Below are 17212 nucleotides of genomic sequence, written 5' to 3'. Positions count from 1 at the left end.
TTGGCCGCCATCTGCCGGAACCATTCAACGGTGAAGCCCTTGAGCGGAAAGGCGATGATCGTGCCGTCGTTAAAGGCGAAAACCGGCAGCAGAATGATCGGCGCATAGAGAAAGAGAAGGTAGAGATAGGCGTAGGTGCGCAGCGCGGGAAACTTCATTTCTGCACCCTCAGGAAGCGACGGTTCAGGAATAGGAACACAAGGCTCACCAGCGTCACGATCGCCATGGCCGAAACCGCGATGGCGGACCCCATTGGCTTGTTGTCCAGATCCAGCATCCGCGCCTGAATAAGGTTCGCCACCATTGGCACTTTGCCGCCGCCGATCAGTTGCGGTGTCACATAATCACCGATGGTCGGAATGAACACGATCAGCACCGCCGCCACCACCCCCGGCATCGCCAAAGGCAGGGTCACCCGCCAGAAGGTCATCAGCCGCGATTCGCCAAGGTCTTGCCCGGCCTCAAGCAGCGAGCGGTCGATTTTTTCCAGCGCCACGAAGATCGGCAGAATTGCAAAGGGCGCATAGGCGTGGGCCAGCGTCACAACGATTGCCTGCACGTTATTGAGCATGTTCAGCGGCTGATCTATCAGCCCGAGGATATCAAGGCTTGAATTGACCACGCCGTTGAAGCCCAGGATCACTTTCCACAGAAACACCCGGATCAGATACGAGGTCCAGAAGGGAATGGTGATCAAGAACAACCAGCGCGATTTCATCGCGGGCCGGACGTTGAACGATATGTAATAGGCAATCGGGAACGCGATCACCACGGTGGTCAAGGTAACCATGCCCGACACGAACAGCGAGCGCGCTAGAATCGCGCGGAACACCTCGTCAGTCCATGCATCTATGTAGTTTTGCAGCGTAAATTCGCGGATGACGGTCAGATAACCGTCCTTGAAAAACGAAAAGGCGAAAATCGTCGCCAGCGGTGCCGCCAGCAGCAGCAACGCATAAAGCGCGGTCGGGCTGACAAGCGCGTAGCCCGAGAACGCCTCGGTGCGGGTGATGCGCCGCCATCGGTTTGCTTTTGCCATTTCCCCCCGCTCGCTTCTGCTTATACCGCAACCGTTTCAGCCTGCGCCCAGCGCAACATCGGCAAGTTTGCACAAGGCGCGGCGCAAGAAAAGGGGGCGCGCGCGCGCCGCAGCGCATTGCACGATTTTGCGTGCCAAAGCGCCGCCTTGCCCGTGAATCGAGCAGCTTGATGACGTTGTCAGACCGGCAGATCACCCGGCGGGTTGGCCAAAAGCCGCGCCAGCGCCGTCAGTGCCCGGTTGAACCGCTCTTCGCTGACCCCGCCCGCAATCGCGATACGCACGGCATTTGGCGCATGACCATCGCCCAGCGCGTATTCGTCAGCCGAACGCAGCAACACGCCTTCCGCCTCGGCCATCCGCGTGAAGGTCGAGGCGCGCCACCCCGTCGGCAGGTGCAGCCACAAGAACGTCAGTCCGGGTTGGAAAGCGAGGTCGTAGCCCGCAAGTGCGGCGATCGCCAGTTTTTGCCGCCGTGTCATCTCGGCCTGCGCCGCGGCGCGCAGCCGCCCCGCCTCGCCCGAAACCAGCAGGCGTGTCACGATATCGGTGATCGGACGCGGCAGGCCGAAATAGCTGTGCTGCGCCGCAAGCCGCCCAGCCTCTCCCATCCCTTCGGGGCAGGCTACGATGCCAAACCGCAAGCCCGCCGAGATCGGCTTGGAAAGGCTCGTGACATGCCAGGTGCGCTCTGGCGCAAGTTCGCGGATGTAGGGGATACCCGAGGAGGGCATGGTGTAGCAGTCGTCCTCCAGAATCTGCAAATCATGGGTTCGCGCCACCGCCACGATTTCTTCGCGCCGCGCGAGGCTCATGCGCGCGGTTGTCGGGTTTTGCGCCTCGGGCGAGACGCAAACAACTTGGCCGCCGTGCCGCCGACACGCCGCATCAAGCGCATCCGCGCGCATACCTTCGCCGTCAAGCGCCACCGGCACCACTTCGGCGCGCTGCAACCGGGCTGCGTGGCGAAAGCCGGGGTAGGCCAGCGCCTCGGCCAGCACCACCGGGCGTTCGCCGCGCAGGCAGCACGAAAGCACGATGTTGATGCCGTTCTGGCCACCAAGCGTCAGCACCAGATCATCTTCGCCAAGCGGCCCGATGCGGCAGCAGGAAAGCCAATCGACCACCGCATTGCGGCAGGCGCTATCGCGCCGCAGGCCGGGGTATTCCAGATAATCGCGCCCGATGCTTCCGGCTGCCTCGATCATTACCCGCGATAGCGCCTCGGTCTGGCCCACGTCGGGCAGTTGCGGGCTGCGCAGATCGACCGGGCCGTTTTCGCGGTCAAACTCGGGCAAACGGTCAAGGTGCAAGGGCTCGCGCGGACCAAGGCGCGGGCTGGCCGAGGCAACAAAGGTGCCGCGACCGACGGCTGCTGAAAGCAAGCCTTCCTGCGTTCCGATCTGATAGGCGCGCGCCACGGTGCCCGGTGTGACCCCAAGCGCCCAAGCCAATTCGCGCACCGGCGGAAGCTGCTGCCCCGCCGTCAACACCCCCGCGCGCACATCGCCGCGCAATGCCCGCACCAGCGCGAGATATTTCGGCCCGTCTTGTGCGGCAAGGTCCGGCCGCCAGTTTGTATCCATGACAATGTTTTTCTGGTGAGTGATACGCCGTTATTGTATCCCTTTCCCTAGCAGTATCATTGCGTGTGTATCAATACAAAAGGTGTACCATGTCGGTCCTTTCGCTTTCCCGCCCCGCTTCGCGCTCGACCGCGTCGTTGCGTGCAGTTTTCGCGGCCTGGATCATGCGGCGGCGTTCGCGCGCAGCACTTGCGCGGCTTGACGACCATCTGCTGGCCGATATCGGGCTGACGCGCGCGGACGCGATCCGCGAGAAATCGCGCCCCTTTTGGAACGAATAGGTTCCGCAGTCCCCTGACGGATCCTCTTCCTCGGCCGGGCAAGTCCCGGCCGCTTTTTTTAGCGTGCTATTGCTTCTATGGAAATCGAACGGCGCTTTAGTTCGGCGTAAAGCGTGGGCAAGACCCGCACCGCCCCCACCGCAACCGAAAGCGCATCGCCCAGCGCCGCCTCATTGGGCTGGCCCTGAACGCGCCAGACCATCCGGCGCGCAACGCCATCGTCATAGACAATTTCGGTGGCGCCGCTGCGGCCACGCCTCAAACCCAGAAAATCAACCCCGCCCTTGGGCGCGTGAAAAAAGGATTGTGTCATTGCTGCTCGGCCTTTTTGTATGCCTGTGCACAGAGCCTGCCTGCGCCCTGGGTACGCGGTCAATACAAAGCAACGCCCTGCCCTACGCCGCCCCAAGCCTGAGTCTTTCGCGCAACAGCACCCTAGCGGCGCGGGTAAAGCACCTCGGCGCGGGTTTCGAATGCGCGCACGATCCGCCGCATCGCCTCGTCGAAGACCACACCGATCACCTTTTGCAGCACGAAATTGCGAAACTCGAAATCGACGTGAAAATCAACCTCGCAGCCGCCACCCTCGCGGTCCGAGAAATGCCACCAGCTTTTGAGGTAGCGAAACGGGCCGTCGAGATACTCGGTGTCGATCCTGTGCAGCGCCGGGTCCAGCACTACGCGGCTGCCAAACTTTTCGCGAAACAGTTTGAACGAGATCACCAGGTCGATCACCTGCAACTCTTTGCCACCCTCCAACGGCTGGCGTGAACGGATTCGCGCCGCAGAGTTCCACGGCAGAAACTCCGGGTAGTGCTCTACATCGGCCACGAGCGCATACATCTCGGCCGCCGTATAGGGCATGATCCGCTTTTCGCTATGCGTTGGCATCCATTCAATCCGCGTGACTTGCGCAGCCCTTTTCGATAACCCCGAGGTGGAAATCAAGAGGCACCCATGCCACATCGCCCCTATGTCATTGATCGAATGATCTCGGCCAAACGTATCGCGGCCCGCGTCGAGGCGCTGGCGCACGAAATTACGGACGCTTTCCAAGGCACCGACAAGCTGGTGGTCGTGGGGCTGCTGCGCGGCAGTTTCGTCTTTATCGCCGACCTCGTGCGCGAAATCGATCTGCCGGTCGAGGTAGACTTTATCGAGGCCTCTTCCTACGGCGACGAGCTGACGACCAGCCGCGAGGTGCGGATATTGAAGGACCTGCGCTCCGGCATCGAGGGGCGCGATGTGCTGGTGGTCGAGGATATCGTCGATACAGGCTTCACGCTCAACCACGTGCTCAACATGCTCAAGGCGCGCAAGCCAAAGCGGATAGAGGTTTGCGCGCTGCTCGACAAACCCTCGCGCCGCGAAGTGCCGATCAAGGCCACGTGGACCGGGTTCGATATTCCCGACGAGTTTGTTGTGGGCTACGGCATCGACTTTGCCCAACGCAACCGCAACCTGCCCCACATCGGCAAGGTAAGGTTTACCGAGTGATGCTGCCCGATCTGACAGCACCGGGTCTTGATCTTCTGTTCTGCGGCACTGCGCCGGGACTGACCTCGGCGGCGCGCGGGCATTACTATGCGCGGCCCGGCAACCGCTTCTGGCCGATGCTGGCCGAAACCGGCATGACGCCCCGGCTGTTTCGCCCGGACGAAGATCATCGGTTACCCGCACTTGGCCTCGGGCTGACCGATCTTGCGCGCAAGGGTGTGGCCGGGCAGGACCGCGACATACCGCACGATGCCTATGCCCCTGCCCGGTTGGCCGAACTTGTGGCGCGCATCCAACCGCGCGGCATTGCCTTTACCAGCCTGACCGCAGCGCGCCTTGCCCTTGGCGCGCGCCTTGCGGCGGGGTTGCACACGGGCACGGGCGCGATGGCGGGGCTCGCGGTTTGGGTGCTGCCCTCGCCCTCGGGCCTTGCGCGCAGCCATTTCCGCCCCGAACCGTGGCAGGCCGCCGGGGCATGGCTGCAAGCCTTGCGTCAAGCGAGGGCCGCATGAACCCGCGCTGGATGGTCCGCATGGCGCGCTGGTCACGCCGACCACCATCCTGGGGACGGGTCAAACTGGTGTTCGGCATCGTGGCGGCGGCGCTGTTGCTGGTGGCGGTCGAACGCTGGATCGGCTGGCCCGACTGGGCGACGCTGGAACCCGCGCGCCGCGGCATAGGCATAAAAACTTCGCCCTGAGTTCTGCAAAGTAGTCGCGCGCGCGTGGTTGAAATACAAAGAATTGCGCCTATCTATAAGTTTCTTTACCTAAAGAAGAGGCACAATATGCGCATTAACAAGACCATAGCACTTGGCACCATCCTAGCGAGCCTTTCGCTTGGTGCCGCCCACGCCCAAAGCGTTGACCCTAAGCTGGTGGTGATCGATGCCCGCCAGTCGTTCATGTCTCTTGTAGCGTTTTACTCTGCGCCTCTTGGAGCGATGGACAAGGGCAGCATGCCCTATGACGCAGCAGCAGCAAGCGCTGCGGCAAACCAGATTGTCGCGCTCACCTCGCTTGACCAAACCGGTCTGTGGGAAGCTGGCACCGATCGCGCCTACGACGAGTCCAGCCTTGCTCTTTCGGCCCTTTGGGAACCGACGGCTGACCTGAACGGCAAGCTCGCGGCCCTGCGCGAAACGTCGCTGGCATTGCAAGCTGCGGCAGGCACCGATCTGGCGACTATGCAAACCGCACTCGCCAGCTTCAACGACACCTGCAAAGCCTGCCACGGCGACTTCAAGTTCAAGCCGCCGAAGTGATCGGACGCTGAACCTAATCAGGGTGTCGCAGTTGCGAAATTGCGGCACCCATTTTTTTCAAGCCCGAGGTATTCATGCGTCGTCTACATAAAGCGTTTGCGTTGCTGATCGTTCTTGGCGGGGCTGGCGCTGCCGCCGCGTTGTACCTGACCCGCCCACAAACATTTTCACCCGATGCAATGGCCAACCTGCAAGGCGACGCTGTGCGCGGCGAACAGGTATTTCGTGCGGGCGGTTGCGCCTCGTGCCACATGGCGCCAGATGCCACGAACGCCGGGCTTGCGGTCGATATGCCGGGCGGTATTGCCTTTGCTTCCGAGTTCGGCACCTTCTACGCCCCCAATATCTCGTCCGACCCAGAGCATGGCATAGGCGGCTGGTCCGCGCTCGATCTGGCAAATGCGATGGTGCGCGGCGTCGGGCGCAGCGGCGAACACCTCTACCCGGCCTTCCCCTACGCCAGCTACCGCAACACCACGCTTCAGGATGTGGCAGACCTACACGCGTATCTGGTCACCCTGCCCGCAGATCCAACCCCGAGCCGCGCGCATGAGGTGAGCTTTCCGTTCAATCTGCGTGCCACGCTGGGTTTCTGGAAGCTAATGTTCGTGAATGAAGACTGGGTCGTGACAGGCGATCTGACCGAAGTCGAAGAGCGCGGGCGCTATCTTGTCGAAGGTCTTGGCCATTGCGCCGAATGTCACACGCCGCGCAACCAACTGGGCGGTATGCAGCGCGACGCCTGGCTTGCCGGTGCGCCTAGCGCTTCAGGCGAAGGTGTAGTTCCGGCGCTGACTCCCGACAAGCTGCAATGGTCAGAACTCGACATTGCCTATTACCTGCGTTCCGGTTCGACGCCCGATTACGACAGCGTCGGCGGCGAAATGGTGGAAGTGGTCGAGAACTTCTCGCATCTTTCCAATGAAGATCGCAACGCGGTGGCTGCTTACCTCAAGCGCGTCCCCGCAAGCAACTGAGTGTGGCAGGCCGCCAAGGCGCGGCTTGACGCTGATCGGGGCCGCATGACGCTCGCGCGCTGAAGGCCCGCGATTTTCTCAGCTTCTTGCGCAGCGGTTTCCTCCGCGGTTGCGGCGGCGTCGGCGGCGAGATGGGGTCTGTGGCCGAAAGCTGCTGCAATTTCGCCAATTCCGATCTCTGGGCGGTAGCGGCCCAGCTGAAGCGGGTTCCCGCGACGAACTGACACTACGAACAGGCGGCAGAGGTTGCACCCAAGAGGTTGCGCAGCTATAGTCTGGCGCATCCACATCTGGTTTGGCCAGATCAGTAAAACAAGGTCCGAGACCACGTGAGCAACACCACAGAACCCCCTGAAAACGCGGGCAATCCGTCTGCGGCAGATCTGCCGCGTCCGGCCTCGAACCCGACTGTCTCGATTACTTCCGAGATGCGCACGGCCTATCTCGATTACGCGATGAGCGTGATCGTCAGCCGCGCCATCCCCGATCTGCGCGATGGCCTGAAACCGGTGCACAGGCGCATCCTTTATGCGATGAACGAGGTCGGCAACACCTACGACAAATCCTATCGCAAATCGTCGCGCCCGGTTGCCGATACGATGGGTAAATATCACCCGCACGGCGATGCTGCGATCTATGATGCGCTGGTGCGCATGGCGCAGCCTTTCTCGATGAGTCTGGTGCTGCTTGACGGTCAGGGCAACTTTGGCTCGATGGATGGCGATACCGCAGCGGCCTTCCGCTATACCGAGGTGCGTATGGCCAAGGTGGCCAACGCCCTTCTGGCCGATATCGACAAGGACACGGTCGATTTTCAGGACAACTACGATGGTAAAGACCGTGAACCCACGGTGCTTCCCGCGCGGTTCCCGAACATGCTGGTCAACGGCGCAGGCGGTATTGCGGTTGGCATGGCCACCAACATTCCGCCGCATAACCTTGGCGAAGTAATCGCAGCAACACTTGCGCTGATCGAACAGCCCGACCTTACCTCGGAAGAGCTGATGGCATGGGTACCCGCGCCCGACTTTCCCACCGGCGGGCTCATCATGGGGCGCGGCGGCGCGCGCAAGGCTTATCTTGAAGGGCGCGGCAGCGTCATCATCCGCGCGAAAACCCATATCGAAGAACTGCGCAAAGACCGCTTTGCCATCGTCATCGACGAGATCCCCTATCAGGTGAACAAGGCGACGATGATCGAAAAGATCGCCGATCTGGTGCGCGAAAAACGGCTGGAAGGCATCGCCCATATTCAGGACGAAAGCGACCGCGTGGGCGTAAGGGTGGTGATCGAACTCAAGCGCGATGCGACCGCAGACGTGGTGCTGAACCAACTCTTCCGCTTTACGCAGATGCAGACGCATTTCGGCGCCAACATGCTGGCGCTGAACGGTGGCAAGCCCGAGCAGCTGACACTGCGCGATTTCCTTACGCATTTCATTGCCTTCCGCGAAGAAGTTGTGGCACGGCGCACGGCGTTCGAGCTGCGCAAGGCGCGCGAGCGCAGCCATATCCTCTGCGGGCTCGCCGTTGCGGTTTCAAACGTCGATGAGGTGGTGCGCACGATCCGCGCCAGCGCCGATGCGGCCGAAGCGCGCGAAAAGCTGATGACCCGCCGCTGGCCCGCGCAAGACATCGCCGAATATATCCAGCTGATCGACGACCCGGGCCACAAGATCAACGATGATGGCACCTATAACCTGAGCGAGATTCAGGCTCGCGCCATTCTCGATCTGCGGTTGCAGCGCCTGACCGCGATGGGGGTCAAGGAAGTCACCGACGAGTTGCAAGAGCTTGCCGCTAAAATCCGTGATTACCTTACCATTCTGGCCTCGCGCGAACGGATCATGGAGATCATCGCGACCGAGCTGCGCGAGGTTCGCGATGCATTCGCAGTGCCACGGCGTACCGAAATCGTCGATTGGGCGGGCGATCTGGAAGACGAAGACCTAATCGAGCGCGAGGACATGGTGGTGACCATCACCTCTGGCGGCTACATCAAGCGCACCTCGCTTGCCGAGTTCCGCGCGCAGCGGCGCGGCGGCAAGGGCCTTTCGAGCATGGCCACCAAGGAAGATGACGTGGTGACCACGCTTTTTGTGGCCAACACGCATACACAGCTTTTGTTCTTCACCACCGATGGCATGGTCTACAGCCTCAAATGCTGGCGCCTGCCGCTGGCTGGGCGCACCGCCAAGGGCAAGGCAATCGTCAACATCCTGCCGATCCCCAATGGGGTTTCGATTGCGGCGCTGACCCCGGTCGATGTGCCCGAGGCGGAATGGGACAATTTGCAAGTGTTCTTCGCCACATCCGAAGGCGATGTGCGCCGCAACGCGCTATCCGATTTCGCCAATGTCATGCGCAATGGCAAAATCGCAATGAAGCTGCCAGAGGGCGTCAGCCTTGTGAACGCGCGCATCTGCGATGAGGGCGACGATGTGATGCTGGTCACGGCACTTGGCCGCGCGATCCGCTTTCCGGTGCCCGAGGTGCGGGTGTTCAAGGGGCGCGATTCCACAGGTGTGCGCGGTATTCGACTGGCCGCAGGCGACCGGGTCGTGTCGATGTCGATCTTGCGCCACTTCGAGGCCGAACCGTGGGAACGCACGGCATTCCTCAAGCGGTTCCGCGCCGAAATGGGTGCCGAGGACGAGACCGAAATCGAGGTCGAAGACGATTCCGCCGAAGCCGCAGCCGAAGGCACGCTGTCCGATGAACGCTACGGCGAAATGAAGGCCGCAGCCGAAACGATCCTGACCATTACCGCGCGCGGTGCGGGCAAGCTCAGTTCCAGCCACGGTTATCCGGTGCGCGGGCGCGGCGGCCAAGGCGTCAAGGCGATGGATGGGGCCATGCGCGGCGGCCAACTGGTTGCCTCGTTCCCGGTGGCACCTGACGATCAGGTGATGTTGGCCACCTCGACCGGCCAATCGATCCGGGTTCCGGTTGCAGGCATCTCGTTCCGTTCGCGCTCTGCCGGTGGCGTCAAGGTGCTCGATTGTGCCGCAGGCGAAGAGGTGGTTTCGGCGGCACGGGTGGCCGATCAGGGCGATACCGAAGCCGAAGAGGCATAAGAAGGCCCAACGATACGGCAACGCCGCCCCGCGCCCCTGCGCCGGGCGGCGTTTGCTTGCGTGGCTGTTAAGCCTTCTGCAACGCGGATCTGCTTGACTGCGCGCGGTCAAGGAGCCGCCAATGAACCTTTATCACTGCATGATCGACCTGAAATCCGACGCCAAGGCGCTGGCCTTCGCATCGGCCGCCGAAACGTGGCTGACCGCGCTGGCGGACTTGGGGTTGATCGGCAAATGGCGCCTGCTGCGGCGCAAGCTTGGCTTGGCCAGTGCCGCGCAGGGCGACTTTCTGCTCGAGATCGAGGTGGAAAGCCTCGAACAGCTGGAATCGACGTTCCATGCGCTTTGCCACGTCGATGACCTGGCGCAGCGCCACTACGAACAATTCCACCATATGATCGCCAGCGCCGAGGTTGGCCTTTACCGCCCCTTCCCCGACCCAGAGCGACGCGAGCGCATTGCGCTGATCTGAGCGGGCAGATACAGACGGGGCATGAATGACACGCTCCACATCGTCGGCGGCGGCATGGCCGGATCCGAAGCAGCTTGGGCCGCAGCAAATGCTGGTGTGCCCGTAATCCTGCACGAAATGCGCCCGCAACAGGGCACCTTTGCGCATCGCACCGGGCTGATGGCAGAAATGGTCTGCTCCAACTCGTTCCGCTCCGACGATCATGAGCAGAACGCGGTGGGTCTGCTGCACTGGGAAATGCGGGCAGCAGGTGGGCTGCTTATGGAAATGGCGGCGCGCCATCGCCTGCCCGCTGGCGGTGCCCTTGCGGTAGACCGCGATGCCTTCGCCCGAGACGTGACCGAAAGATTGCTCGCGCACCCGCTGATTTCCGTGCAAAGCGGCGAAATCACCGAATTGCCGCGCGACGGGCATTGGATCATCGCCACCGGGCCGCTGACCTCTGGCGCGCTGGCGGAATCGATCCGCGCCACAACCGGGGCCGAGGCGCTGGCATTTTTCGACGCAATCGCCCCCATCGTCTATGCCGACAGTATCGACATGACCGTGGCTTGGCGGCAATCGCGCTATGACAAGGGCGAAACCGAAGACGAGCGCACGGCCTATATCAACTGCCCGATGGACCGCGCGCAATATGACGCCTTCATCGCAGCCCTCATGGACGCGCCCAAGACGCTGTTTCACGAAGGCGAAACAGCCGCCTATTTCGACGGCTGCCTGCCGATCGAAGTGATGGCCGAGCGCGGGCCGCAAACCCTGCGCTTTGGCCCGATGAAGCCGATCGGGCTGACCAACGCGCATGTGCCAGAGGTCAAACCCTATGCTGTGGTGCAACTGCGCCGCGACAATGCTTTGGGCACGCTCTACAACATCGTGGGCTTTCAAACCAAGATGAAGCACGGCGCGCAAACCGATGTTTTCCGTATGATTCCCGGCTTGCAGAACGCCTCTTTCGCGCGCCTCGGCGGGATTCATCGCAACACATTCCTGAACTCTCCGCGGCTTCTCGACAGCCAGATGCGGTTGCGTTTGCGCCCGAATCTGCGCTTTGCGGGGCAGATCACCGGTGTCGAAGGCTATGTCGAAAGCGCGGCGATGGGGCTTTTGGCCGGGCGCATGGCCGCGGCCGAGATGCGCGGCAAGGAACTGCCTCCGCCGCCACCCGAAACCGCAACCGGCGCGCTTTTGGCCCATATCACCGGCGGCGCGGATGCCAAGACCTTCCAACCGATGAACGTGAACTTCGGGCTTTTCCCGCCAATCGACGCGCGCGGCGGGCGGCGCGGGCGCAAAGACCGCTACAAGGCCTATACCGACCGCGCGAAAGAGGCGTATCAGGCGTGGCTCTCGTAACCCGCTTTGCGCCTTCGCCCACCGGGCCATTGCACCTCGGCCATGCCTATGCAGCCATCATTGCGCATGACATGGCGCGCAGCGCGGGGGGGCGCTTTCTGCTTCGCATCGAAGACATCGACCAAAGCCGTAGCCGCGCAGAGTGGGAAGAGGCGATTTTCGACGATCTCAGCTGGCTTGGCCTCACTTGGGAAACCCCTGTCTGGCGTCAATCGCAGCGCCTGCCCGCCTATCACGCGGCACTCGATCGGCTGATAGCGCGCGGCCTGTGCTACCCCTGCCGCTGCCGCCGCGCCGATATACGCGCGGCCCTTACCGCCCCGCAGGAAGGTGGGCCAGACGGCCCCTGTTATCCCGGCACTTGCCGCCACCGCCCGATGCACGAAGCTGGGCCCGACGATGCGATCCGGCTGAACATGGCGCGTGCATTGTCCGAAATTGGCACATCGCTGACGTTCCACGAAACTGGCCCCCTGCACAGCGGCGCTCATACGCTTTCTGAAGAATGGCTGTTAACAACTTGTGGTGACGTCGTTCTTTCGCGCCGCGATATGGGAACGGCCTACCATCTTGCGGTGGTCGTCGATGATGCGGCGCAAGGCGTCAGCTGCGTGACCCGCGGTGAAGATCTGTTTGCCGCCACCGCGATTCACCGCCTTCTGCAAGCGTTGCTCGAACTTCCCGTGCCAACATGGCACCATCACAGGCTTATTCGCGATGCGGCGGGCAAGCGGCTGGCCAAACGCGATGACGCGCGCGCGCTTTCGCGCTACCGCGCCGAGGGCGCAAGCCCCAAAGACCTGCGTCACATGCTCGATCTGTGAAATTGCTTCAGCCCAAATATCCCCGCCGGAGGCGTCACACCTCAGGTTCCATGATCACGACCTCGACCCCATCGCGGATCGCGGTATAAAAACAGGCGTGGCGGTTTGTATGGCAGGCGGGGCCGACCTGCTCGACCAACAGCAACAGGCAATCGCGGTCGCAGTCAATCCGCATCTCGACCAAGCGCTGCACATGGCCCGAACTTTCGCCCTTGGTCCAAAACGCTTTCCGTGAACGTGACCAATAGGTTACGCGGCCCTCTGCCAGCGTGCGCGCCACCGCCTCGGCGTTCATCCAGGCAAGCATCAGCACCGTGCCTGTGCCCACATCTTGCGCGATGGCGGGGATCAAGCCCTGTGCGTCATAGCGCAGTGTCTCGGTATTGAATTGCATGGCGCATCTTTCCCTTCGAGCGGCGAGGCTTTATCTAACCTGCATCGCTGCGCAGGGAAAGTGATGAGCGACGACGACCTCTTCAAGCTCTATTCGCAGCGGATTCTGGCGCTGGCGGCGGCGATTCCGCACTTGGGCAAGCTTGCTGAACCGATGGGCGCGGCCAGTCGGCGCGCGCCGCTGTGCGGATCGGTGGTCAGCGCGCAGGTGGTGGCCGAAGGCGGGCGCATTGTTCAATTCGCGCAAGACGTGCGTGCCTGCGCGCTGGGGCAGGCCTCGGCCGCGGTGCTGGGCGAGGTGATTGTGGGCCTAGACCTTGCCACGCTGGAACGCGGCCGCGACGAACTCGCGGCGATGTTGCGCGCTGACGGCGCAGTGCCAAGCGCGCCGTTTCAGGGTTACGAGGTGTTGCTGCCCGCGCGCGCCTACGCCAACCGGCACGATTCCATTCTACTGGCACCCGAGGCCGCGATAGCGGCGCTCAGGGCGGCGATGCAGGGTTAACTGCGTCGCATAGGGGCCCAAGGCAAGCTCTCGGACAAAAAAACCGCCGCCGGTGCGCAGGGCACGGGCGGCGGCAGTGTGGCGCATCGCAAGGGACAGACGGAAGGCCCGGGGGATGAGCCAGCGAATGCGCAAAACCTTTCAGACCAGTACGGGCAGGTGCAGACCGACCATCAGCATCACCACCAGCGCCGCAGCACCAAGCGCATCTTGCCAATAGGCCGCAGACTCGCGCAGCAGCACCGCCTTCAGTTTATGAGCCATGAACGTAACCCTTTCGTGTCTCTGTTGCTTGTTTGTTCTCATTTCGAGGCACAAAAGTAAAGAACTTTATGAGAACACCCATCGATTTTGTTAACCGGCCGAGATCAGGCGGATGCCGCGGTCCTGCTCCATCAGCCACAAAAGCGACCGCGCCGCGCGCCCACGCGCACTTTGCAGCGCGGGGTCTGTGGCCAGCAGCGTGCGCGCATCGCTTTGCGCCACAGCCATCAGCCCGGCCTGCCGCTCCAGATCGGCGACGCGAAAACGCGGCAGCCCCGATTGCGCGGTGCCAAGCACGTCGCCCGCGCCGCGCATCGCAAGATCTTCCTCGGCAATGCGAAACCCGTCTTCGGTTTCACGCAGTATCTTCAAGCGCCGCTCTCCCGGCCCGCTCAGGGGCGGCTGGAACAGCATAAGGCAGGTCGATTCCGCCGCACCCCGCCCGACCCTTCCGCGCAGTTGGTGCAACTGTGCAAGGCCAAAGGTCTCTGCCCGTTCGATCACCATGATCGAAGCGTTGGGCACGTTGACGCCCACCTCGATCACCGTGGTCGCCACCAAAAGCCGCGTGCGCCCGGCTACGAAATCGGCCATCGCCGCGTCTTTTTCGCCCGCGGGCAGTTGGCCATGCACCAAGCCCACGGATGCCTCGCCAAAGGCGGCGCGCAAAACACGAAACCGCTCTTCCGCCGAGGCAAGATCAAGCGTTTCGCTGTCTTCGACCAGCGGGCAGACCCAATAGGCTTGGCGCCCATCCGCCAGCGCGCGGCGCAGGTGCGCCACCACCTCATCCATTCGCTCGGTAGAAATCAGCGCGGTTTTCACCGGACGCCGCCCCGGCGGCTTTTCATCCAGCAACGAGATATCCATGTCGCCATATTGCGCAAGGCTTAATGAGCGGGGAATGGGTGTGGCGGTCATCACCAGCATATCGGCGGCAAGGCCTTTGGCACCAAGTTCCATCCGCTGCGCCACGCCAAAGCGGTGCTGTTCATCCACAACCGCCAGCCGCAGATCGGCAAACGCGACCTCGCGCTGAAAAACCGCATGGGTGCCTACCAGAACCGCAATCCGCCCCGCAGCCAGATCCGCAAGTTTGGCGGCACGCTCTGCCCCCTTGTCTCGCCCGGTCAGCAGCTCCAGCCGCACCCCGGCATCGCGGGCCAAGGGTGCGAGGCTGTCAAAGTGTTGGCGCGCAAGAATCTCGGTCGGTGCCATCATCACGCCCTGCCCGCCCGCCTCTACCGCGATCAGAAGCGCCATGAAGGCAACCAGCGTCTTGCCCGAGCCGACATCGCCCTGCAAAAGCCGGTTCATCCGGGCCTCTGACGCCATATCAGCGGCAATATCGGCCATCGCGCGCACCTGCGCGCCGGTCGGGACAAACGGCAAAGCCGCAAGCGTGCGCGCGCGCAAGCCGCCATCGCCCGCGCTGACCCGCCCCTTGGCACGGCGCAGTTGCGAGCGCGCCAGCGCCAGCGTCAACTGGTGCGCGAAAAGCTCGTCATAGGCCAGCCGCGCACGCGCAGGCGCGGTATGGGCCAGATCGTCGGTGCCTTGCGGCCTATGCGCGCGCGCCACCGCTTCGCCCCAACCGGGCCAGCCCTCGCGCGCCAGCAACGCCGGGTCGATCCATTCGGCGGGCGCGGGCAACCGCGTCATGGCCCCCGCCACGGCCTTTGCCACCACCCGTTGCGTCAGCCCCGCGCTGAGCGGATAGACCGGCTCGAAATCCGGAAGATCCTTGGCCTCGTCCGGGCGCAGGATATGGTCTGGGTGGGTCATCTGCGCAATGCCGTCAAACAGCTCCACGCGCCCCGAAACCACCCGGCGTTGCCCTGTAGGCAGTTGTTTTTGCAAAAAATCATCGCGCCCGTGAAAAAAAACGAGCTGAAACTCGGTCGCCGCATCGCGCACCATCACCCGCGTTGGGCCGCCCTTGCGGCGGGGGGCTATGTGGCCGCCCACCTCAACCTCGACGGTCACGGTGGCAGGCAGCACCACCTCGCGAATCGAACGGCGCAGCCGGCGGTCGATGCAGGCGTGGGGCAAGGTGAAGATCAGATCGCGCGGCCTTTCCACCCCAATCTGTGCAAAGGCCCGCGCGGTTTTTTCGCCCACGCCGGGCAGCGTTTCGAGGCTGGCGAACAGCGGAAACAGTTCAGGCGGGCGCCCGCTCATGCGTGGCCTGCAAGTGTCAACCATGCCTCTTCGTCGATCACCTTCACGCCAAGCGCCTCGGCAGCCTTTGCCTTTGAACCTGCACCCGGGCCCGCCACCACCAGATCCGTGCGCGCTGATACCGAGCCTGCCACCTTGGCCCCCAGCGCCTCTGCCCGCGCCTTGGCCTCGGCCCGGGTCATGCGTTCCAACGTGCCGGTAAAGACAATCGTTTTTCCGGAAATGGCGCTGTTTGCGGCGCGCGGGGCGGCAGATTCGATGGTCAGTTGCGCGGCCAGCCGATCAATCGCGGCAACTTCGGCGGGCTGGTGGAACGCCTCGACCACCGAAGTGGCAAGCGTTTCGCCGACCCCGTCGATTGATAGCAGATCCTCCCAATCCGCGCCCTCGCCAACCGTCGCGCTGCGCATCGCGGTCTCGAACCGTGCCCAGCTGCGGTAATGGCTGGCAAGCAACCCGGCGGCGGCTTCGCCCACGTGCCTGATCCCTAGCGCAAAGATCATGCGCGACAGCGCAATGCTGCGCCGCGCTTCGATCGCGGCAAAAAGCTTTTGTGCCGATTTCTCACCCCAACCTTCGCGGCCGGTCAGCTCTGCCCCATGCTGTTCACGAAGTGTGAAAATGTCGGCAGGTTCGCGCAGCAGGCCATCGCGGTAAAACGCCTCGACCTGCTTGGCGCCAAGCCCCTCGATTTCAAAGGCGGCACGCGAAACGAAATGCCTCAGCTTTTCCACCGCCTGCGCCGGGCAGGCAAGCCCGCCGGTGCAACGGCGCACGGCGTCGCCCGGCTCGCGCACTGCGGCAGAGCCACATTCGGGGCAGAGTTCAGGAAAGACATAGGGCAGCGAGGTGTCGGCACGGCGCGAAAGATCGACATCCGCAACCTTCGGGATCACGTCGCCCGCGCGATAGACCAGCACCCAATCGCCCTCGCGCAGATCGCGCCCCTCGCGGATCGGGGCACCGGTCGAATCGCGCCCGGCAATGTAATCTTCATTGTGCAGCGTCGCGTTCGAGACGACCACGCCCCCCACCGTCACCGGCGCAAGCCGCGCCACGGGGCTGAGCGCACCTGTCCGGCCCACCTGAATCTCGATCTTCTCAAGCCGCGTCCACGCCGTTTCTGCGGGAAACTTGTGCGCGATGGCCCAGCGCGGCGTTGTCGAGCGGAACCCAAGGCGGCGTTGCAGCGCAAGGTCATCGACCTTGTAGACCACGCCGTCGATATCATAGCCAAGCTCCACCCGCCGCGCCTCAAGCCCGCGATACGCCTCTAGCAGCGCGGCGGTGTCGATGCAGCGCCGGGTTTCGGGGTTGACCGTAAAGCCCAAGGCCCGCAACCGGGCAAGCGCGTCGGTCTGGGTCATGGCCAAGGGTTCGGACAGCGCGCCCCAAGCATAGGCGAAAAATCGCAAGCGCCGCGATGCCGTGATTCGCGCATCAAGTTGGCGCAGGCTGCCTGCGGCCGCGTTGCGCGGATTGGCGAATGTCTTATCGCC

19 protein-coding genes and 1 pseudogene are annotated in these 17212 nt (G+C 63.0%); 11 read left to right on the top strand and 9 right to left on the bottom strand.

The window, feature by feature from the left end:
* From ABY403_RS03960 to ABY403_RS03950, 3 genes and pseudogenes are all read right to left on the bottom strand, one after another.
* Positions 1 to 158, bottom strand: a pseudogene (locus tag ABY403_RS03960) (ABC transporter permease); the annotation flags it as partial.
* Complete coding sequence (locus ABY403_RS03955; RefSeq protein ID WP_372839086.1) at positions 155 to 1039, bottom strand: ABC transporter permease; 885 nt, start codon at positions 1037 to 1039, stop codon at positions 155 to 157. The gene ABY403_RS03955 and the pseudogene ABY403_RS03960, both read right to left, overlap by 4 nt.
* A 179-nt stretch (positions 1040 to 1218) precedes the next feature.
* On the bottom strand, positions 1219 to 2625 hold the full coding sequence (locus ABY403_RS03950; protein WP_372839084.1) for a PLP-dependent aminotransferase family protein: 1407 nt from the start codon (positions 2623 to 2625) through the stop codon (positions 1219 to 1221).
* An 89-nt stretch (positions 2626 to 2714) separates the two neighbouring features.
* Here ABY403_RS03950 and ABY403_RS03945 point away from each other — a divergent pair, with 89 nt between their 5' ends.
* The gene (locus ABY403_RS03945) at positions 2715 to 2906 is read left to right on the top strand and encodes a DUF1127 domain-containing protein (RefSeq protein WP_372839081.1); all 192 of its coding nucleotides are present in this window, start codon (positions 2715 to 2717) and stop codon (positions 2904 to 2906) included.
* Between the two features lie 58 nt (positions 2907 to 2964).
* Here ABY403_RS03945 and ABY403_RS03940 read toward each other — a convergent pair whose 3' ends face one another.
* Positions 2965 to 3219: a hypothetical protein gene (locus ABY403_RS03940; RefSeq protein WP_372839079.1), complete on the bottom strand. Its 255-nt coding sequence runs from the start codon at positions 3217 to 3219 to the stop codon at positions 2965 to 2967.
* Positions 3220 to 3341: 122 nt separating this feature from the next.
* Complete coding sequence (locus ABY403_RS03935) at positions 3342 to 3797, bottom strand: type II toxin-antitoxin system RatA family toxin (RefSeq protein ID WP_372839077.1); 456 nt, start codon at positions 3795 to 3797, stop codon at positions 3342 to 3344.
* Positions 3798 to 3863: 66 nt separating this feature from the next.
* On the opposite strand from ABY403_RS03935, the gene hpt reads away from it, so the two are divergent.
* The 9 genes from hpt to gluQRS all read left to right on the top strand — a co-directional run bounded on the left by hpt (position 3864) and on the right by gluQRS (position 12370).
* Positions 3864 to 4403 (top strand): hypoxanthine phosphoribosyltransferase, encoded by a 540-nt coding sequence (hpt, locus tag ABY403_RS03930; RefSeq protein WP_372839074.1) that lies wholly within the window; start codon positions 3864 to 3866, stop codon positions 4401 to 4403.
* Complete coding sequence (locus ABY403_RS03925; RefSeq protein WP_372839090.1) at positions 4403 to 4915, top strand: mismatch-specific DNA-glycosylase; 513 nt, start codon at positions 4403 to 4405, stop codon at positions 4913 to 4915. The genes hpt and ABY403_RS03925 overlap by 1 nt, the downstream gene beginning before the upstream one ends.
* Positions 4912 to 5103 carry a hypothetical protein gene (locus tag ABY403_RS03920; RefSeq protein ID WP_372839071.1) on the top strand — a complete coding sequence of 64 codons (192 nt, stop codon included), beginning with the start codon at positions 4912 to 4914 and terminating at the stop codon, positions 5101 to 5103. The genes ABY403_RS03925 and ABY403_RS03920 overlap by 4 nt, the downstream gene beginning before the upstream one ends.
* 87 nt (positions 5104 to 5190) lie before the next feature.
* Positions 5191 to 5667, top strand: a complete 477-nt coding sequence (locus tag ABY403_RS03915) for a cytochrome c (RefSeq protein WP_372839068.1) — start codon at positions 5191 to 5193, stop codon at positions 5665 to 5667.
* Positions 5668 to 5741: 74 nt separating this feature from the next.
* Positions 5742 to 6644: a cytochrome c gene (locus ABY403_RS03910; protein WP_372839065.1), complete on the top strand. Its 903-nt coding sequence runs from the start codon at positions 5742 to 5744 to the stop codon at positions 6642 to 6644.
* A gap of 428 nt (positions 6645 to 7072) precedes the next feature.
* Positions 7073 to 9721: a DNA gyrase subunit A gene (gene gyrA / locus ABY403_RS03905; RefSeq protein WP_372839088.1), complete on the top strand. Its 2649-nt coding sequence runs from the start codon at positions 7073 to 7075 to the stop codon at positions 9719 to 9721.
* Between the two features lie 121 nt (positions 9722 to 9842).
* Positions 9843 to 10193 carry a DUF6614 family protein gene (locus ABY403_RS03900; protein ID WP_372839063.1) on the top strand — a complete coding sequence of 117 codons (351 nt, stop codon included), beginning with the start codon at positions 9843 to 9845 and terminating at the stop codon, positions 10191 to 10193.
* Positions 10194 to 10214: 21 nt separating this feature from the next.
* Positions 10215 to 11546 (top strand): methylenetetrahydrofolate--tRNA-(uracil(54)-C(5))-methyltransferase (FADH(2)-oxidizing) TrmFO, encoded by a 1332-nt coding sequence (gene trmFO / locus ABY403_RS03895; RefSeq protein ID WP_372839061.1) that lies wholly within the window; start codon positions 10215 to 10217, stop codon positions 11544 to 11546.
* A complete protein-coding gene (gluQRS, locus tag ABY403_RS03890) occupies positions 11534 to 12370 on the top strand; it encodes a tRNA glutamyl-Q(34) synthetase GluQRS (protein WP_372839059.1) in 837 nt (278 codons plus the stop codon). The genes trmFO and gluQRS overlap by 13 nt, the downstream gene beginning before the upstream one ends.
* 34 nt (positions 12371 to 12404) lie before the next feature.
* Here gluQRS and hisI read toward each other — a convergent pair whose 3' ends face one another.
* On the bottom strand, positions 12405 to 12764 hold the full coding sequence (gene hisI / locus ABY403_RS03885; protein WP_372839056.1) for a phosphoribosyl-AMP cyclohydrolase: 360 nt from the start codon (positions 12762 to 12764) through the stop codon (positions 12405 to 12407).
* Between the two features lie 63 nt (positions 12765 to 12827).
* Between hisI and ABY403_RS03880 the strand changes: the two genes are divergently transcribed.
* Positions 12828 to 13268 (top strand): iron-sulfur cluster assembly scaffold protein, encoded by a 441-nt coding sequence (locus ABY403_RS03880; protein WP_372839054.1) that lies wholly within the window; start codon positions 12828 to 12830, stop codon positions 13266 to 13268.
* A 141-nt stretch (positions 13269 to 13409) separates the two neighbouring features.
* On the opposite strand, the gene ABY403_RS03875 is transcribed toward ABY403_RS03880, so the two are convergent.
* The 3 genes from ABY403_RS03875 to ligA form a co-directional block, all read right to left on the bottom strand.
* The gene (locus ABY403_RS03875) at positions 13410 to 13532 is read right to left on the bottom strand and encodes a hypothetical protein (RefSeq protein WP_372839052.1); all 123 of its coding nucleotides are present in this window, start codon (positions 13530 to 13532) and stop codon (positions 13410 to 13412) included.
* A 90-nt stretch (positions 13533 to 13622) separates the two neighbouring features.
* The gene (gene recG / locus ABY403_RS03870) at positions 13623 to 15713 is read right to left on the bottom strand and encodes an ATP-dependent DNA helicase RecG (RefSeq protein WP_372839049.1); all 2091 of its coding nucleotides are present in this window, start codon (positions 15711 to 15713) and stop codon (positions 13623 to 13625) included.
* A partial coding sequence (gene ligA, locus ABY403_RS03865; protein ID WP_372839047.1) for an NAD-dependent DNA ligase LigA occupies positions 15710 to 17212 on the bottom strand: 1503 nt, incomplete at its 5' end. The genes ligA and recG, both read right to left, overlap by 4 nt.

This window comes from Phaeovulum sp. (assembly GCF_041596715.1).
GTDB lineage: Bacteria > Pseudomonadota > Alphaproteobacteria > Rhodobacterales > Rhodobacteraceae > UBA6213.
This window is presented reverse-complemented; position numbering and strand designations above follow the sequence as displayed.

What these genes read in the sequence shown, in the direction of transcription:
- ABY403_RS03915 (WP_372839068.1), top strand. Translation starts at nt 5,191, where the DNA reads ATGCGCATTAACAAGACCATAGCACTTGGCACCATCCTAGCGAGCCTT.
- ABY403_RS03900 (WP_372839063.1), top strand. Translation starts at nt 9,843, where the DNA reads ATGAACCTTTATCACTGCATGATCGACCTGAAATCCGACGCCAAGGCG.
- trmFO (WP_372839061.1), top strand. Translation starts at nt 10,215, where the DNA reads ATGAATGACACGCTCCACATCGTCGGCGGCGGCATGGCCGGATCCGAA.
- hisI (WP_372839056.1), bottom strand. Translation starts at nt 12,764, where the DNA reads ATGCAATTCAATACCGAGACACTGCGCTATGACGCACAGGGCTTGATC.
- ABY403_RS03945 (WP_372839081.1), top strand. Translation starts at nt 2,715, where the DNA reads ATGTCGGTCCTTTCGCTTTCCCGCCCCGCTTCGCGCTCGACCGCGTCG.
- ABY403_RS03925 (WP_372839090.1), top strand. Translation starts at nt 4,403, where the DNA reads ATGCTGCCCGATCTGACAGCACCGGGTCTTGATCTTCTGTTCTGCGGC.
- ABY403_RS03955 (WP_372839086.1), bottom strand. Translation starts at nt 1,039, where the DNA reads ATGGCAAAAGCAAACCGATGGCGGCGCATCACCCGCACCGAGGCGTTC.
- ABY403_RS03950 (WP_372839084.1), bottom strand. Translation starts at nt 2,625, where the DNA reads ATGGATACAAACTGGCGGCCGGACCTTGCCGCACAAGACGGGCCGAAA.
- ABY403_RS03935 (WP_372839077.1), bottom strand. Translation starts at nt 3,797, where the DNA reads ATGCCAACGCATAGCGAAAAGCGGATCATGCCCTATACGGCGGCCGAG.
- ABY403_RS03940 (WP_372839079.1), bottom strand. Translation starts at nt 3,219, where the DNA reads ATGACACAATCCTTTTTTCACGCGCCCAAGGGCGGGGTTGATTTTCTG.
- hpt (WP_372839074.1), top strand. Translation starts at nt 3,864, where the DNA reads ATGCCACATCGCCCCTATGTCATTGATCGAATGATCTCGGCCAAACGT.
- ABY403_RS03910 (WP_372839065.1), top strand. Translation starts at nt 5,742, where the DNA reads ATGCGTCGTCTACATAAAGCGTTTGCGTTGCTGATCGTTCTTGGCGGG.
- ABY403_RS03880 (WP_372839054.1), top strand. Translation starts at nt 12,828, where the DNA reads ATGAGCGACGACGACCTCTTCAAGCTCTATTCGCAGCGGATTCTGGCG.
- ABY403_RS03875 (WP_372839052.1), bottom strand. Translation starts at nt 13,532, where the DNA reads ATGGCTCATAAACTGAAGGCGGTGCTGCTGCGCGAGTCTGCGGCCTAT.
- ABY403_RS03920 (WP_372839071.1), top strand. Translation starts at nt 4,912, where the DNA reads ATGAACCCGCGCTGGATGGTCCGCATGGCGCGCTGGTCACGCCGACCA.
- gyrA (WP_372839088.1), top strand. Translation starts at nt 7,073, where the DNA reads ATGCGCACGGCCTATCTCGATTACGCGATGAGCGTGATCGTCAGCCGC.
- recG (WP_372839049.1), bottom strand. Translation starts at nt 15,713, where the DNA reads ATGAGCGGGCGCCCGCCTGAACTGTTTCCGCTGTTCGCCAGCCTCGAA.